Origin of the sequence: Gluconobacter sphaericus, from assembly GCF_016757795.1 — a bacterium.
Classification (GTDB): domain Bacteria; phylum Pseudomonadota; class Alphaproteobacteria; order Acetobacterales; family Acetobacteraceae; genus Gluconobacter; species Gluconobacter sphaericus.
The window spans coordinates 1123016-1139284 of sequence record NZ_CP068419.1; the positions used below are offsets into that span (position 1 = coordinate 1123016).

Below are 16269 nucleotides of genomic sequence, written 5' to 3' on the forward strand. Positions count from 1 at the left end.
GCTCTCCAAGTCTAGCTATGCAAAAGGACATGGCTGCTCCCACAGGACGCACAGCGCTGCTATGAGAGACACTCCTCGTCGGAGACAGACCTCTCATGCCGTACTGCTCTTTTCGCTGCAAACCGGAGCGCCGCCTTCCCGGACTGACCGCCTTCGCATCGCTTCTGGTGCTGCTGACGGCAGGAGCCGTCCTGTCCGGCTGCGCCTCGGATGACGATGGCGACAACTGGTCCGTTAGTGCACCTGTTTCGGCCGGGCAGGCCATCCGACTGGATTCCGTGCCGTCCCATGAGCCGGCCTCGGTCTATCGTCTGACCTATCGCAGTACCGATGCCCGCAATCCACAGCAGCTTGTCCGCGTCTCCGCACAGGTTCTGATTCCTCACGGTCATGCACCGGCAGGCGGCTGGCCCGTTCTGGCCTGGGCGCATGGGGAAAGCGGTCTACACTTGACCTGCGCGCCCTCCGTCATGGGGATCGGGACCGTGCAGGCACATTTCTATGACGGCTGGCTGCGTCAGGGCTTTGCGATCGTCGCGACCGACTATCCGGGCATGGGCGAGCCCGGCGCGCCGCTTCTGTTGAATGCACGCTCGGAAGGCATGAGCGTGCTCGATTCCGTCCGTGCGGCTCGCGAGCGCCTGCCGGATCTCTCGGAAAACGTTGTGTTGAATGGCCACGCACAGGGTGGTCAGGCAGCCCTCGCCGCTGCGGCCATGGCTTCAACCTATTCGCCCCATTTACGGATTCTGGGCACAATCGCCGCTGCCCCTCCCTATCTCGACGAGCAGACGGCGCAGGAACTTCTGCATCCCGCCAGCCCACGCAGTTTCTCGCCCGCCGTGCCGGAACTGCTGACGCTCGGGCAGTCGCTGGTCGAAGCCGATCCGTCCACGGATATCAACGAGGCCTTCACGCCCCGGGGACAGCGCCTTCTGCATGAGGCCGGATCCATGTGCGCCTCGGATTTCTTTCCAATCGCCAAACGCTCCGGCCTGACGCCCGCCACCCTGCTCGAACCTGAGGCCAGCCGTGTTCTGGCACCGGTGTTCGACTGGGCGAAATATCCCAGCTTCTCCCTACCCTCACCCGTACTCATCGAGTCCGGCGCGCAGGATCTGCATACCTCCAGCAACCAGCAGAAGCGTCTCGTCACCCGTCTCTGCTCCGCCGGAACCGCTGTGACGCACCGGATTCATAACGCCAGCCATAACGGCACCCTCGCCGCCATGACTATCGAGGCCCACAGCTTTGCAGGGCAACTTCTACAAGGCACGAAGCCACGTTCGGACTGCAATTAACCGGACTGCGCCGTTCTGCAGCGCCAGGGTAGAAATGTTTTCACCCCGGCGGGGGTCGCATCCCGGAAACACTCTGTTAGACTTCGCCGGATGAATATCCTGATTACAGGGGCTGCATCCGGTATCGGACGCGGTCTTGCCCTGAAGCTGGCCCGCCCCGGCGTTTCCCTGCAACTATGCGATCATGCGACCGATGGCCTGATGGAAACGGCCCGGCAATGTGATGAACAGGGCGCCAGCGCTGTCCCGGCCGTTCTGGATACCCGAAACCGGCAGGGCATGGCAGATTGGATTGCAACCGCTTCCGGCGAGAGGCTCGACATGGCATTTCTCTGCGCAGGCATCACGGGCGGTCTGCCTCCGGAGACCGATGACGGTCTGGTGCTGGAGCGTGAAGAGCGTGTGTGGGAGATGCTCGACATCAACCTGACTGGAACGCTCAACACTTTTTTCCCGGTCGTGGCGGCTATGCGCAGGCAGCAGCGGAAAGGCGAGAACCTTCGGGGCCGAATCTGCGTGATGGCGTCCGTCGCGGGATTCGTCTGCTATCCCGGTACACCCTCCTATTCCGCGTCCAAGGCCGCGCTAGACCGCTTCATCGTGGCCAATGCGGTTCATTTGCAGCGTTTTGGCATCAGCCTGACCAGCGTTTGCTGCGGATTTGTCGATACGGCCATGGTGAAGCAAAACCGTTTTCCGATGCCGGGTCTGGTGTCCACGGAAGAGGCCGTACGTCGGATCCTGCGTGGCACGCTGCGCCAGACGCGACGGGTGACCTTCCCGTCCTGGCTGCTCATGGGTTCCCGACTGATGGACCTGCTCCCGCCTCGGCTGTCCGAGCGATATTATATGACGCAGCCCTCCGCCCAGCCCGCGGGAATGCCCGATTTCTGACTCCCTGCACGGCGGATAACTGACATTTTGTGTCCGATCAGTAATGACCCCTGGAGCGGTTTTGTGGATAAACTGGCCGCATGAATTTCTGCCGCCTGTTCATAGACCGTCCGGTCGCGACGACACTGATGTCCATCGCCATCTTTATGGCGGGGTTCATCTGCTACCCCCTCTTGCCAGTCGCCACGATGCCGGACATGACCACAACCTCCATCATGGTTGTCGCTACCCAGCCGGGTGCTGATCCGCAGCAGATGGCGACCTCCGTGACTACGCCTCTGGAACGCAGGCTCGGATCGATTGCGGATCTGGAGAGCATTGAATCCGACACTAATGCCGGACAGGCCCAGATTTTCCTTGAATTCTCGTCGTCACGGAATATCGACGGCGCCTTGCGGGACACACAGGCCGCCCTGCGCGCAGCGAGAGCCGATCTGCCGACCGGAACAATGGATGCCGACCCGCAGGCGTTTAAAATGGATGGAGGTGGCTTTCCGGTCTATCTGATGAGCCTGACCGGCGACCAGAAAACCCAGGCCGAACTCTATGATATCGCCAATATCCGTATCAAACCGCTTCTCGCCGAGGTCAAGGGTGTGGGCCGTGTGGAAGTCGTGGGGTCAACGAATCCTGCCGTCCGCGTCGAGCTTAATCCCGGTCCGCTCTACAAATGGGGTATCGGCTTCGAGGACGTACGTACCGCCCTAGCCTCGGCCAATGCCTTCACGCCCAAAGGCTTCATCGATAGCAACGGCCAGCGGATGATGCTGTCCACCAATGATCAGGCCATCAACGCAGCCCAGTACCGAGACCTGATCGTCGGCTATCGCAACAATTTTTACCCCGTCCGGCTGAGCGACATCGCCACCATCAGCGACAGCGTGCAGGACGTCTACCAGACCAGCTACATCAACGGACATCGCGCCGTCACCTTGGTCGTGACCGCCCAGCCACACGCCAACACCGTGGCAATCGTGAACGGTATCAACGCCAATCTAACCCATCTGCGCGATGCGCTACCGGCGGATGTCAATCTGGTTGTAGGCCTCGATACGTCCCGATCCATCCGTGCCTCTCTCGCGGATGCACGCCTGACGCTGATCCTGTCCGTTGTTCTGGTCGTGCTCGTTATCCTGCTATTCTTCCGCAAGCTGATCACGACGCTCATCCCGGCCGTAACGGTTCCCATTGCCCTGTCCGGCACGCTCGCCGCCATGGCTGCATTCAACTTCACACTCGACGTCCTGTCGCTCATGTCCCTGACCATCGCGGTGGGTTTCGTGGTCGATGACGCCATCGTCGTGCTGGAAAATATCGCCCGCCACATGGAAGAGGGAAAAGACCGCTACGAGGCCAGTCTGGTAGGCGCTTCGGAAATCGGCTTCACGGTCCTGTCCATCAGCGCCTCGCTGGTCGCGGTGTTCATCCCGCTGCTGTTCCTGCCCGGCGGGGCTGGCTCGATCATGTTCGAGTTCTGCATGACAATGATTTCCGCCATTGTCATCTCAATGTGGCTCTCCCTGACGCTAACGCCGATGATGTGCGCGCGTTTGCTGGAAATTGACCACGGCGAGGAATCCCGGAAAGGCATTCTCGGCCACATCGCCTTCATCACGGAAACCTCGCTGGACTGGACGCTCAAACAGTATGGCCGCTCCATGCACTGGTGCCTGCGCCATCCGATTTTGATGGGTCTGACCCTGCCGCTGAGTTTCGTGATATTGGTGGGTTCGGTCGTGTTAATGCCCAAGGAATTCATTCCCTCGCAGGACATGTCGCTTTTGGCAGGGCGCATCAAGGGCGACGCCACCATGTCGTTCCAGGAAATTGATCGGCGTCTGCGGGAAGTCGGGGCTATTGCCCAGACGGATCCGGATGTCACCTCGACAACCATCTTCAGCGACGACAAGAACAGCGGCGAACTCTACATCCATCTGAAGGAAAAGGAAGAGCGCGCCTCCGCCGATGTTATTCTGGACCGGCTCCGCAAGCGTCTGCCCAATGAGCCAGGCGCCGATATTTCGTTCTGGAGCGTTGGCGGGAGCAGCCAGGGCGGCAGCAGTTCCAAAAATACCGGCAGCTATCGTTACGTTTTGCGGGGAGACAACGTCGCCGACCTGTTCGGATATCTCCCGACCCTGCTGAGCGCGTTGCGCGCCTCGGGCAAGCTGGTTAACGTGTCTTCCACGACCGAGGGACAGTCGGTTGCGGCCTACATCACTGTCCACCGCGACACGGAAGCACGCTATGGCATCACGCCGCAGCTGATCCAGAACGTGCTGTATGATTCCTACGGCCAAGCCATCGTTTCTACGATCCATCTGCCCACGACCGAGCATCGCGTCGTCATGGTGCTGGCGCCGCAATACCGTATGGATCCCGAAATGCTCCGACAGGTCTGGATTTCCACAGCCGCAGGCACAGCGGCTGGTGGCGTGGCCTCCAACCTGATCCGGGTCCGCAGTGATGTGAGCACGTCCACGAACAGCTTCACGTCTCTGGCCACGGCATCTATTCAGAACTCGCTAGCCAACCAGATTTCGGGCAATTCCTCCAACGGCGCCGCTGTCTCGTCTTCGACCGAAACCATGATCCCGCTGACCAACGTGGCTTCCATCCTGTGGAAGCCGCAGCCCCTCGATATCACCCATCGCGGTAGCTATTATTCCGCCAATATCTCTTTCGATCTGGCGACCGGCGTGAGCTACAACGATGCGGTCGATCTGATCAAGCAGACCCTGCAGACCACTCATGCCCCCGATGGTGTTATGGGTGATTTTACTGGGACGGCCGGTGATACCCGCAAGCTCATGATCAACGGCGGCTTGGCGTTCCTTGCCGCGATTGCCGTGATGTATATCGTGCTGGGTATTCTCTATGAGAGCCTGATCCATCCCATCACGATCCTCTCCACTCTGCCGTCCGCCGGTATTGGCGCGGTTCTGGGGCTGTGGATCGCAGGAGAATCCTTCAGCATCATCGCCATGATCGGCATTATCCTGCTGACGGGTATCGTCAAGAAGAACGCCATTCTCGTCATTGATTTTGCAATCCACGCTGAACGGATCGAAAAATTGTCTCCGAAAGATGCCATCTTCAAGGCATCCATCACGCGCTTCCGCCCCATCCTGATGACGTCCCTCGCCGCCGCGCTGGGCGCGATTCCACTCATCATCAGCAACGGATATGGCGCGGAAATGCGCCGACCGCTGGGCGTTTCAATCCTTGGCGGCATGATCGTCAGCCAGCTTCTGACACTATACACGACGCCGATTGTCTATTTGTGGATGGATGCCATCGGCATGAGAAGCAAACGTTTATGCTACTGGCTGCTCGGCCTTGTGCGTCGACATAGCGGCACCGAGCCCCCTGCCAGACAGGCCTGAACCAAAGGAGCGGCAATCCACGCAAAGGATAGAGTCAGAGGGACGGGAGGGAGGTTGTCTGCTGATGCGTCCGATTGTCGGCGGAAAGCGGCATGATGCCGGGGATGACTTCCACTTCTGTCCGACCCACCACACGTCCTGTCAGAACCATGCGGCTGCTGGCATTGTAGACATGCACGGTTTCGCCTTTGCCGCCTGCTTCTAGAACTGTTCCTGAAACGGTCAGGTGCAGGCTCGGGCCGGAAAATGTCGCGACAACCGGTGATCCGCGATGCACGAGTTGCGGATGTGCGAGTTCAGATACGCTAAGGACCTGACCGACGGCAAGTACACCCCGCGCCTCAAGACCGATAGCATCTTCAGGAGACTGAAGAGCGTCATCTGGAATCAGACCGATGCGAACAAAGGTTATGGCGACGTCTTCCGGCAGGATAGGCTGCCCTAGATGCATGGCGTGACGCAGGGTTACAGCCCGAATTTCCATGGTCATCGTTCCGCTCACGTTGAAGGCCGTCCGTTGGCCGCCGCTTGCAGAAGAAACCTCAAGGCGTGCGGTAAAATGCTCGCTGCCATGAGAGGGACGGTCGATATGCAAGATTGTCGGTGCCGCTTGGTCCGCAACGGGAACCGCAACAGGCTTGAACCCGGTCAGAGCTATCTCAACCCGGGCCTCAGACGGAAGTTCCAGACCCTGCCGGATGACGGGAAGCACGTCATCCACCGTGATCATGCGCGCCGCATGTGTCACGGTGGTGGACACCAGCGGAGAAGCATCGGGCCAGTCCACGCCGAACTGTGCAGCGATGGCTGTCAGTTGTGGACCACCGACCACATAGCTGGCCCCCAATGCCGGGGCATCGCCAATCTCGGTATCCTGTCCCTTGCCCAGATCGGCAAACAGGTCGGACAGGCGTACACGCGGATGATCGACATTGACGTTTGTTCGCAGGGTTGCGGCAGAGGTGGACGACAGTATTGTGCATCCTGCCAGTAGCAGGATGCCACCTTTCAGCAGGATACGGCTCATACTTAGCTACCACCCAGATTGGTCACGGTCTTCATCATATCGTCCGACGCTGTGATAACCTTGCTGTTCATCTCATAGGCACGCTGCGCCGTAATCAGATCGGTGATCTCGGTCACGACGTTGACGTTCGAGTTTTCGACGTAGCCCTGCATGATACTACCGTAGCCGACGGCTTCAGGATTACCCATCATGGCGTCGCCCGACGCTGTCGTCTGGGTGAACAGGTTCTGTCCCATCGCGGCCAGACCATTCTCATTGGTAAAGATGCCAAGCTGAAGCTGCCCGACGAGTGTTGTGTTGTTTTGCCCGGCGATCTGCACACTGACCTGTCCCGACTGATCGATGGAGATACTTTGGGCGTTGTTGGGAATCGTGATCGTGGGGCTGATAAGATAGCCATCCGCCGTCACGAGCGAACCATTGTTGTCCATCGAGAACGTGCCGTCACGGGTATAGGCAAGCTGCCCGGATGGAAGCTGGACCTGAAAATAACCGCGCCCCTGAACCGCCAGATCCAGGGAGTTGCTGGTCTGCTCAAGGCTGCCCTGATCGTTGATGCGGTAGATCGCCGCCGTCTTCACCCCAAGGCCGACCTGCGCGCCAGCCGGAATGGTCGTTCCGGTATCGGACGAACTTGCGCCCACGCGACGGAGATTCTGATAGATCAGATCCTGGAACTCTGCGCGGGAGCGTTTATATCCCGTGGTGCTCATATTCGCGATATTGTTGGAAATGGTTTCGACGTTGGTCTGCTGGGCCTGCATGCCCGTTCCAGCAATGTCGAGTGCGCGCATGGAAAATTATCCTTGTCCCGTCAGGGGAAATAATCAGGCCGAGACCTGAACGATCTTGTCGATGGCGTTTTTCTGGCGCGTGGCTTCGGCATCCACGAACTGCGCCATGAACTGGAAATTCCGCTGTATTTCCATCATCTTCGTCACTTCGGTCATCATCTGGACGTTGCTGCCTTCCACCATGCCCTGCACGATGTTGGGCCGCTCCACAGCGGTTGTGGGCTGATCCGTCCGCAGAAGCCTGCTGCCTTCGGCCTGAAGCCTGTTGTCGTCCTGTGCCGTCACGATGCCGATCTGACCCTGTTCGCCGGTTTCGGTCGAGATCACGCCATCGGCGGAAATGGTGATGCGGTGGTCGGTCTGGGGAATAACGATCGGCTGACCATCCCGGTCCAGCAGGGCATTGCCACTTTCATCGACGACAGCGCCGTCCTGCTGTTCCTCGAAGCGTCCTGCCCGCGTCAGGCGCACACCATTGGCGGTGCGGACCTGAAAATACCCTTCACCTCCGAGCGCGAGGTCCAGCGGGTTGCCGGTGGACTGCATATCGCCCTGCTGAAAGTCCCGGTATGTCGCACGGTCCTGCGTGTAGGATTCCGTATCCGCACCCTCGGCCTGTTTGGAGCCGTGCTGATGGGACAGGAAGTCACTGAAAAGGACATTTTCGCGTTTGTAGCCCACGGTCGATGCATTCGACATGTTGTCCGCAACCACGGACATGGCGCGCTGCTGGGCATCCATGCGCGAAAGCGCGATATAGGTACTGTTCTCCATGGGCGTTACAGGCTCCGGTCAATCCCGATTTCGGAGCACAGCGTAGCGGCACAAAGCTTTCCTAATCGTTAAACGAACACCTTCAACCCGACTCGCCGTGACGATATGGTGAAAGAGTCAGCAGCTCCGCCGCCTCTGCCTGCAGGGCTGTCCGTTCCTCTTCCACGAAGGCTGCGACAGCCTGTCGCAGACCGGGATCGAGTATGGCATGGGCCGAGTGGGTGAAGCTTGGGAGATAGCCACGCTGGATCTTGTGTTCGCCCTGCGCCCCGGCTTCAACACGGGAGAGGCCGTGTTCGATGGCGAAAGCAATCGCACGATAATAGCACAGCTCGAAATGCAGGAAGGGCCAGTCGCCCTCACAGCCCCAGTTCCGCCCGAACAGCGCGTCGGTCCCCATGAGATTCAGGGCGCCTGCAACGGCTTTTCCATCATGATGGGCCATCATCAGGACCACGCGGTCTCCGAGGCGCTCGGACAGCATGGGAAAGAAGCGCTCCGTCAGATAAGCGCTGCCCCATTTGCGGTCGATCGTGGACTGGTAGAAGCGGTAGAACGCTTTCCAGTCTTCCGGCGTGATGTCGTCTCCGCGGAGCGTGCTGAAGGTCAGACCACAGGACTGGGCAGCGCTGCGTTCCTTACGGATGGACTTGCGTTTGCGGGAGGACAGCGCGGCCAGAAAATCGTCAAACGTCGTGTAGCCGTTATTCTGCCAGTGATACTGAAGGCCTGTGCGTGGCAGATAGCCAGCCCCGGTGAAGGCATCGAGCGAAGCCGCGTCGCAGAAATTGGCGTGCAGGGAGGACAGGCCGAGTTGCGCCGTCGCCTGAATCAGCGCGGCGGCAAGGGCCTGCGCCACGGCCTGCGGATCCGGCAGATCCGGACGCAGCAGAAGCCTCGGGCCGGGCACCGGAGAGAACGGAACGGCGCAGACGAATTTGGGATAGTAGCGGCCGCCCGCCGCTTCATAGGCTCGGGCCCAGTTCTGGTCGAAGACGTACTCGCCCCAGGAATGGGATTTTCCATAAAGCGGGGCGAGGGCCGCGATGGTGCCGTCCGGCGCGCGCAAGGCGGCATGACGGACCAGCCAGCCGGAACGGTCCGCAACGGAACCGCTGTCTTCAAGGGCGGACAGGAAACCGAAGGAGACGAACGGATTGTCCGCTCCCGCACAGGCGTCCCAGGCTTCGGCCCCGATCTCGTGGATCGAGGCATGAAGGCTCAGGCTCCAGTCGGGGGACGGCATGGTCTCCGCTTCTCCCATTCGGTTTCTCCCGTATCAGGCGATTTCGAACAGCGCCTCGACCTCGACCGGCGCATTCACGGGCAGGCTCGGCACGCCGATCGTGGAGCGTGCATGGCGTCCGGCGTCACCGAACACGTCCACAGCCAGATCGGACGCGCCGTTCATGACGGTAGCGTGATCGGTGAATTCCGGCGTGCAGGCAATGAAGCCGCCCAGACGGACAACGCGCGTGATACGGGAAAGATCGCCGTCGAGCGCGGCCTTGGCCTGTGCCAGAACATTGATGAGGCAGGCGCGGGCACAGGCCACACCGGCATGGGCCGAAACTTCGTCACCCAGCTTGCCGGTGATAAGCAGCTTGCCGTCCACCAGCGGGAGCTGGCCAGACACGACGAGCAGGTTTCCCGTCCGTACGGTCGTGACGTAGTTCGCAACTGGAGCGGCTGCGACCGGCAGCGTGATGTCGAGGGCGGCGAGGCGGGATTCGGGGGTCGCGGTCATGGGAAAATCTCCGGTTGGGGCGCCCGGAACGGGCATCTGACAGGGCCATATGTTGAAGCGGGAACGGCCCGATGCCAAGGGGGCAAGCCGAGGCGGGTCAGGTTGGCAGGCTGTCGTCACCCGCAAGGCTTCTGCGGCTGCGTTCGAGTTCTTCGGCATAGCGGCGCAGGGCGTGCTGTTCGGTCAGGGTTCCGATCACCTGCCGGGACTGGGGGTCCTCGACGACGACAAGCGCATCGGCCTCTGCTTTTTCGAACAGTTCGATCGCCTCGCGGATGTTCATAAGCGGTGTGAGCATGGCGTTACGGAACAGGGCCAGCGTTCTGATGGATGTCTGGTCGGCAGGGGCGGCGTGCAGTTCCGCCAGATGAACAATACCGTCATAGTGTCCCGCCTCATCAAGCAGCACGATCCGCTGGGCCGAGCCGGGCGGAAAAAGGGTTTGTGCCCGGTTCACGGACGTCTCCGCCGGAAGGGTCCGGACCTGTCCGCGCATCATGCGGCGTACATTGAGTGAGCGCATCCAGCCGATATCGACAGCGGAGCGAATGGACTCGCCCCGCAGATGGAAGCGCCATGTCGCGAAGCTGTAGCCGAACAGGCGACGCACGGTCAGAAGAGACAGGACCGCAGCCACCAGCGTGGCACCGCTCATGGACACGCTACCGGTCAGTTCCAGCATCAGGCACACCATTGTCATGGGGCTGCCGATGACGGCTACGGCCATCGCGCTCATGCCGATCAGCGCGCAGGCCGTAACGGAATCCGGCGCAATGCCCAGCGGCGCCAGAAGTGTGCCGTAGATCGTCCCTGCCAGAGACCCGAGATACAGCGACGCGAAAAACAGCCCTCCGCGAAATCCGGACCCAATGCACAGGCACGACGCCAGCGCCTTCAGGAGCAACAGAACGACGGCCATTCGCGCAGTGACATTGCCTGCGAAGACGGCGCGCATCGCATCGTGCCCCGCTGACAGAACGGACGGATGAAGCGTTGCCAGCCCTCCCACAATCAGACCGCCAACCGCAGGCCGCAGCCAGACCGGTCCGGGCATCCTGCGGAACAGCCCCTCCGTCTGGGTGACGCAGAACATTAGGCCGATTGCGATCAGGGCCGTCAGAACGCTGATGATGACCGCCCCGGCAGTTCCTTCCCAGGATAAGGTGCCCGGCGATGGAATAACGATGCCTGGCGGGACACTTCCCAACGAACGCGTCACGCCCACGCCCGCCAGCGCAGCGACCGCCACGGGAGACAGGCTCCCCAAAGAATAAGATCCGATCACCAGTTCGAACGCATAGAACGCGCCCGCTACTGGAGCATCGAACGCGGCCCCGATCGCAGCCCCCGCTCCGGCCCCTACCAGCACACGCAGATCCTCGCGTCGCACCCGGAAAGAACGCCCGATCCGGGAACCGAAAGCCGCAGCAATCTGGGTAAAACCGGCTTCCAGCCCGATGGAACCACCCACTCCGTTGGACAGGACTGTCTGGCAGACGATGACCAGACTATCCCGAACAGACATGCGTCCGCCATGCAGCGCATTGGCCTCAATGGGGTCCACAGGACTACGAGGCGTAATTTTTGCAATCATGATGCCGAACAGTCCGATCACCAGCCCACCACCGGTCAGCACGGTCACTGTTCGCAGCGGTGGCAGGGCGGTCAGCCCGGACAGATGACCACCTGACACGCCGGATACCCCAAACAACAGCCGATGCATGAAGAAGGTCAGATGGGTGACTACAAAAACGCAGAGACCCGATAGGATCCCGACGAATCCCGCCAGAACACTCAACCAGATCTCGTTTCCACGGACCAAGGTTCGCAGATTCGACGGCGCATGGGGAAACAGACGTGCCTGAAAGCGGTTTATCCGCTGGCGCAGGACGCGGGATATGTCCTGAAAACGGCCGGAAGAGCTGTCAGGAGATGTGGGCGGAGGGGCGGAACTGGTGGACAAGCGGGCTCCCGGGCGGCAGGTGTGATCCTGTTTGACGACAAGCGCGTCGCCGATCAACAGCCGTCATGGAAGGATCATTGATGAAACTACATGTCATCGAACGCGGCGAAGGCCCAGAAACCGTCGTCTTTCTGCACGGGCTGTTCGGACGGGGCCGGAACCTCGGCTTCCTCCAGCGCGGTGCGGCTGCGGATTTCCGGACCCTTGCACTGGATCTGCGTAACCATGGACACAGTCCGCATGGCCCCGTCAGCTATGCGCTTATGGCGCAGGACGTGCTGGAAACGCTGGATGATCTGGGGATCGAGCGTTTCGCCATCGTTGGTCACTCCATGGGCGGGAAGGTCGGGATGATGTTGGCCCTGGCAGCCCCTGAACGCGTCACGAAGCTGCTTGTCGCGGATATTGCCCCTGCCCGGACGGGTCACGGGCATGGCGAGATGATCGCCCGACTAGCTGCCATCACATTTCCCGCATCGCTCGAACGGCGGGAAGGACTGGATCTTCTGGAGCCCGTGGCAGGCAGCCGACCTGTTGCCGAACTCCTTCTGCAAAACGTCCGGCTCGGCGATTCGCCGGGGTGGAGCATCGGTTTTGACGATCTCGTCCGTGACATTCACGAAATCGAAAACTGGCCTGATTTGCAGATTGCCCCCTATGAAGGTCCTGTTCTTTTCCTGCGGGGCGGGGCGTCTCCCTATGTCCGCCCCGAGCATCACGATCAGATCCGGACTCTTTTTCCTCACGCGTTGATCGACTCTTTGCCCGACGCCGGACACTGGCTGCATGCTGAACGGCCACGTGCGTTCCTCCAGGAAATGATGGAATTCCTGCTCAAACTGACCTGAAACAAAATATTACGATATCAAACCAGATTAACATGCGTGGTTTGTGTGAATATTTGTTTTGATTAAGCAACATAAATAAATTCCAATATACTAATTTTCTAATTTTTTAATAAAACTCAATTAAAATTAAAGTAAAAAACTTATTTTTCCGAAAAATTAACGACTAAAACATAAGTGCCGGAATGGCTCATACAATAATTTTATCAGGATTACGCGGATGTACGCCCTACTGTTCTCCGATACTTTGGTAAATCGTGCCGAAATGCGCGTCTTTACACGAGAGAAAATCTATTCCTCCGCACTGGCCCGGGGCGCAGCTAATGGCGATAAAGACACTATTCGAGCCATGATGATCGGATGGTGGCCTTTTATTCAGGCTTTTGAGCGCGCTATTGATGTGCGCGTCGGCCATCTTCCCATCAAACCGCTCGTCCAGCGCTTCGGACAAACCCGGATCAAGACCTTCTTTTCAGAAGCTCGTGAAGCCGTGCGGGAAATGAAGGAAGAGGAGGGCTCACACGCCATTCTCTGGGCTGATGGCGCAAAAGAATTCGGCCTCGACCTGTTCGGGACCCACTATGACACGCTTCCGAGCGTCCAGAAGCTGATTGCTAATGCCGACAGCGAAGATCCTGTGATATTTTTCTCCTGGTTGGCCGCTGTGGAATACATCGCCGAAGAACTCGCCGCCTATTTGTGCCACGCGCCGAAGTTCACCGGCCTGTTCGCCAAGAATTACTGGACCTGGGGTCTGGCCCATGACGAGCATGAGCATGACGGACCGTCCCATCTGGAAATCGACGAGGATCTAGCTCGCGCTTACTACCCATCTAAAGATCCGGACATCACACGTGCAGCCCTGACCGCCAACATGCGTGAATGCATTGAAATGTTTGAAAAAGCGAGCTTCGAGATTTACGCTACCACGCCTGAAATGGCGCACTAACGCAATCTATAAGCCCTTATCGGCTATCTCCGTGCCCGGCGTGCCATAACCGGCGTGCGGAGATGTTGCCATCGACAGATTCGTCCACCGCAAAGAAAAACTTCATAAATCCCTGTCATCGTGGCCCCCTCCTCCTCTATTGGGAAGGTTCATGATGCTTCTGCCTGTTTCATCGAATCTTGCTGTCTCGTCCCAGTCAGACGCAGCGCAATGACCGCCCTGCTGACCCTGATGAAACAGGTGCGGCTTGCCCGACTTTTCTCTTTCCGGACGGAAATCCCGGAGGGAGCGGAAGAAGACATCCGGCTGTCACGCTGCCGCGTCCTGCGGGGGCTGAACTTCTTTCATTTCCTTCCTCAGATCAGCTGTGGCCCTATCGCCGGCCTCTGCTTGATGCGGAACTACCCGACCTACGGCATGATTCTCTGCGGGGCCGTCCTATTCCTGCTGCTGGTCTACAATATCTGCTTCTATGCAATCCCGACCGAGAAACTGGTCGATACCAAGCAGTCGTGGATCCTCAAGGGGCTCAATTTCGCATTTGCGCTCTGCTGGATCACACTTCCGGTCATGGTGTTCCCCTATGGCGATGCCAATGACAGGGTCCTGGTCGCCGGCATTATGGTTGGCCTGACAGCGACGACCATCACACTGATGCCCTTGGCCGGCATGGGAGAAATCATTGCGCTCATGCTGGTCCTGTCGTGCTGCCTCGCCCTTTTCCAGTCATGGGAAATCGATCACGGCTCGTTCTATTTCTATACCGCCATCGAACTGGCCATTTACCTGTTTTTTGTCCTGTCCCTGACCATGGCGGTCCGGACACTGTTCGTAGCGTTTCTGGTCAACCGGTATTCGCTGGAACAGCGCAACAGCATTGTCCAACTCCTGTTGCGGAATGCGGATGATGATACCGGCGACTGGCTGTGGGAGACCTCCACGTCCGGAACGTTGAAGAATGTCTCGGCCAGCCTGGCCTCTGCGTTCGGCAACAGCCGGGAATGGCTGGAAAACCGGAACTTCTTTGACATCCTGTCCGATCTGGCAGGCCCCGCGGCTTTCGACAGAGACGAACGGACAGGCTTTGGACGCCTGCGGCAGTGCTTCGACAACCGAATCTTCTTCCGGGACATCGTGGTGTCGGGAGCACTCCATGGCCAACAGCGCTTCTGGTCGCTGAGTGGGCGCCCCATTTTTCAGGATCGGAATTTCATCGGTTATCGCGGCGTCGGAACCGACGTAACCCAGACACACTGGGCCCAGGAAAGCGCCTCTTTCCGGGCAAGGCATGATCTGCTGACCGGTCTGCCCAACCGCGGCGCCTTCCTCGACGACATGGAAACCTATCTCATCGAGGCCGAGCGCACGGGCGAAGCCTTCGCACTGCTCAATCTCGATCTGGACGGCTTCAAGCAGATCAACGATCGGTATGGCCACTCCGTCGGCGACGAGATGCTCCGGAAAGTCACAGTCGTGCTGAGCAGGACGCTCAACGAGCGCCACAGGCTTTATCGGTTTGGCGGCGACGAGTTCATGTTGCTGGAACGTCAGACAACGCCTGCCCAAGCGGCCAACACGGCTACGGGACTGATCAACGCGCTGACGAATGTTCCCATCCGCATCGGGGAAGGTGTGCGCTGCGCGGTCGGCCTCAGCGTGGGAATCGTTCTCTCGATCGGAGGAACGGAACGGGTGGGAAGCCTGCTGGAGGCCAGCGACCTTGCGCTTTACGAAGCCAAAAGTCTGGGTGGTCACACACACCGTTTCTACAATCCTGAACTGCGCACCGTGGCCAAGCGCAACCGTGACCTGATCCGCGCGCTTCCCGAGGCGCTGGACGAGGGGATACTGGGCATTGTCTATCAGCCCTTCTTTAACACACAGAGCCAGAAACTCTGTGGATTCGAGGCGCTGATCCGCTGGTCACATCCAGAATATGGCCGTGTCCCGCCCGAACGGATCATCCAATTGGCGGAAGAAGCCGGGCTGATCCATCGCCTTGGCGTCTATGTCATGGAGAAAGCCTGCGTTTTCGCCCGCGAATGGGATGAGGGACTGGTGTTGTCGATCAACGTTTCGGTCGGCCAGCTCGAGGCCCCTGCTTTCCTGAAGGACACGTTCCGTATCCTTGAAAAGACCGGCTTCCCGGCTCGCTACCTGCAGATCGAGATGACCGAAAACATCTTCATGGAGCCGGATGCCGCGACCTTCACCCTGCTGAGCCGTCTTCAGAGTGCCGGGATTTCCATCGCGCTCGATGATTTCGGCAAGGGATTCTCATCACTCGGATATCTGCGCTTTTTCCCGTTTTCGAAAATCAAGTTGGACGGCCTTTTTGTACGGGACATGCTACGCGAATCCCGCGCGGCCTCTATTGTGCGAGCTGTGGTTGATCTGTCCATTGATCTGGGCGTGGCGGTTACGGCGGAAGGTGTGGAACGCCAGGAACAGCTATCCTATCTCAGGCGCCTCGGCTGCACAGAAGTCCAGGGATATCTGCTGTCACGTCCGCTTTCCCCGGAAGATACCAAGCGGTTCATGGCCACGACCCCAGCCATACTGGAATCCTCGTAACTCCCAAGGCGGCCC

At 59.3% G+C, this 16269-nt stretch carries 12 protein-coding genes; 6 read left to right on the forward strand and 6 right to left on the reverse strand.

The genetic code is table 11. The features are described 5' to 3' along the window. The first annotated feature begins 95 nt into the window (after positions 1–95). From IGS75_RS05365 to IGS75_RS05375, 3 genes are all read left to right on the forward strand, one after another. Positions 96–1301: a lipase family protein gene (locus tag IGS75_RS05365; protein ID WP_202257854.1), complete on the forward strand. Its 1206-nt coding sequence runs from the start codon at positions 96–98 to the stop codon at positions 1299–1301. Between the two features lie 90 nt (positions 1302–1391). Continuing rightward, positions 1392–2195: an SDR family NAD(P)-dependent oxidoreductase gene (locus tag IGS75_RS05370; protein WP_202257855.1), complete on the forward strand. Its 804-nt coding sequence runs from the start codon at positions 1392–1394 to the stop codon at positions 2193–2195. A gap of 80 nt (positions 2196–2275) precedes the next feature. Beyond that, entirely contained in the window at positions 2276–5581 is a 3306-nt protein-coding gene (locus IGS75_RS05375; protein WP_202257856.1) for an efflux RND transporter permease subunit, read from the forward strand. Between the two features lie 34 nt (positions 5582–5615). On the opposite strand, the gene flgA is transcribed toward IGS75_RS05375, so the two are convergent. The 6 genes from flgA to IGS75_RS05405 all read right to left on the reverse strand — a co-directional run bounded on the left by flgA (position 5616) and on the right by IGS75_RS05405 (position 11799). Beyond that, a complete protein-coding gene (gene flgA, locus IGS75_RS05380; RefSeq protein ID WP_202257857.1) occupies positions 5616–6608 on the reverse strand; it encodes a flagellar basal body P-ring formation chaperone FlgA in 993 nt (330 codons plus the stop codon). 2 nt (positions 6609–6610) lie between these two features. Further along, positions 6611–7402: a flagellar basal-body rod protein FlgG gene (gene flgG, locus IGS75_RS05385; RefSeq protein WP_141353392.1), complete on the reverse strand. Its 792-nt coding sequence runs from the start codon at positions 7400–7402 to the stop codon at positions 6611–6613. Positions 7403–7435: 33 nt separating this feature from the next. Further along, the gene (gene flgF, locus IGS75_RS05390; RefSeq protein WP_141353394.1) at positions 7436–8176 is read right to left on the reverse strand and encodes a flagellar basal-body rod protein FlgF; all 741 of its coding nucleotides are present in this window, start codon (positions 8174–8176) and stop codon (positions 7436–7438) included. Between the two features lie 82 nt (positions 8177–8258). Next, positions 8259–9422 (reverse strand): GNAT family N-acetyltransferase, encoded by a 1164-nt coding sequence (locus tag IGS75_RS05395; protein ID WP_237469010.1) that lies wholly within the window; start codon positions 9420–9422, stop codon positions 8259–8261. Between the two features lie 33 nt (positions 9423–9455). Then, positions 9456–9923 (reverse strand): RidA family protein, encoded by a 468-nt coding sequence (locus IGS75_RS05400; RefSeq protein WP_062027944.1) that lies wholly within the window; start codon positions 9921–9923, stop codon positions 9456–9458. Positions 9924–10020: 97 nt separating this feature from the next. Next, positions 10021–11799: a chloride channel protein gene (locus tag IGS75_RS05405; RefSeq protein ID WP_202258241.1), complete on the reverse strand. Its 1779-nt coding sequence runs from the start codon at positions 11797–11799 to the stop codon at positions 10021–10023. Between the two features lie 167 nt (positions 11800–11966). On the opposite strand from IGS75_RS05405, the gene IGS75_RS05410 reads away from it, so the two are divergent. The 3 genes from IGS75_RS05410 (at position 11967) to IGS75_RS05420 (ending at position 16254) form a co-directional block, all read left to right on the forward strand. After that, entirely contained in the window at positions 11967–12734 is a 768-nt protein-coding gene (locus IGS75_RS05410) for an alpha/beta fold hydrolase (protein ID WP_141353400.1), read from the forward strand. A 217-nt stretch (positions 12735–12951) separates the two neighbouring features. Next, positions 12952–13680 (forward strand): hypothetical protein, encoded by a 729-nt coding sequence (locus tag IGS75_RS05415; RefSeq protein WP_141353402.1) that lies wholly within the window; start codon positions 12952–12954, stop codon positions 13678–13680. 210 nt (positions 13681–13890) lie between these two features. Next, the gene (locus IGS75_RS05420; protein WP_202257859.1) at positions 13891–16254 is read left to right on the forward strand and encodes a putative bifunctional diguanylate cyclase/phosphodiesterase; all 2364 of its coding nucleotides are present in this window, start codon (positions 13891–13893) and stop codon (positions 16252–16254) included. Positions 16255–16269 lie beyond the last annotated feature (15 nt).

Bases quoted from the DNA above. Each gene is read 5' to 3' on its own strand.
- IGS75_RS05365 (WP_202257854.1), top strand. From the start codon at position 96: ATGCCGTACTGCTCTTTTCGCTGCAAACCGGAGCGCCGCCTTCCCGGA.
- IGS75_RS05370 (WP_202257855.1), top strand. From the start codon at position 1,392: ATGAATATCCTGATTACAGGGGCTGCATCCGGTATCGGACGCGGTCTT.
- IGS75_RS05375 (WP_202257856.1), top strand. From the start codon at position 2,276: ATGAATTTCTGCCGCCTGTTCATAGACCGTCCGGTCGCGACGACACTG.
- flgA (WP_202257857.1), bottom strand. From the start codon at position 6,608: ATGAGCCGTATCCTGCTGAAAGGTGGCATCCTGCTACTGGCAGGATGC.
- flgG (WP_141353392.1), bottom strand. From the start codon at position 7,402: ATGCGCGCACTCGACATTGCTGGAACGGGCATGCAGGCCCAGCAGACC.
- flgF (WP_141353394.1), bottom strand. From the start codon at position 8,176: ATGGAGAACAGTACCTATATCGCGCTTTCGCGCATGGATGCCCAGCAG.
- IGS75_RS05395 (WP_237469010.1), bottom strand. From the start codon at position 9,422: ATGCCGTCCCCCGACTGGAGCCTGAGCCTTCATGCCTCGATCCACGAG.
- IGS75_RS05400 (WP_062027944.1), bottom strand. From the start codon at position 9,923: ATGACCGCGACCCCCGAATCCCGCCTCGCCGCCCTCGACATCACGCTG.
- IGS75_RS05410 (WP_141353400.1), top strand. From the start codon at position 11,967: ATGAAACTACATGTCATCGAACGCGGCGAAGGCCCAGAAACCGTCGTC.
- IGS75_RS05415 (WP_141353402.1), top strand. From the start codon at position 12,952: ATGTACGCCCTACTGTTCTCCGATACTTTGGTAAATCGTGCCGAAATG.
- IGS75_RS05420 (WP_202257859.1), top strand. From the start codon at position 13,891: ATGACCGCCCTGCTGACCCTGATGAAACAGGTGCGGCTTGCCCGACTT.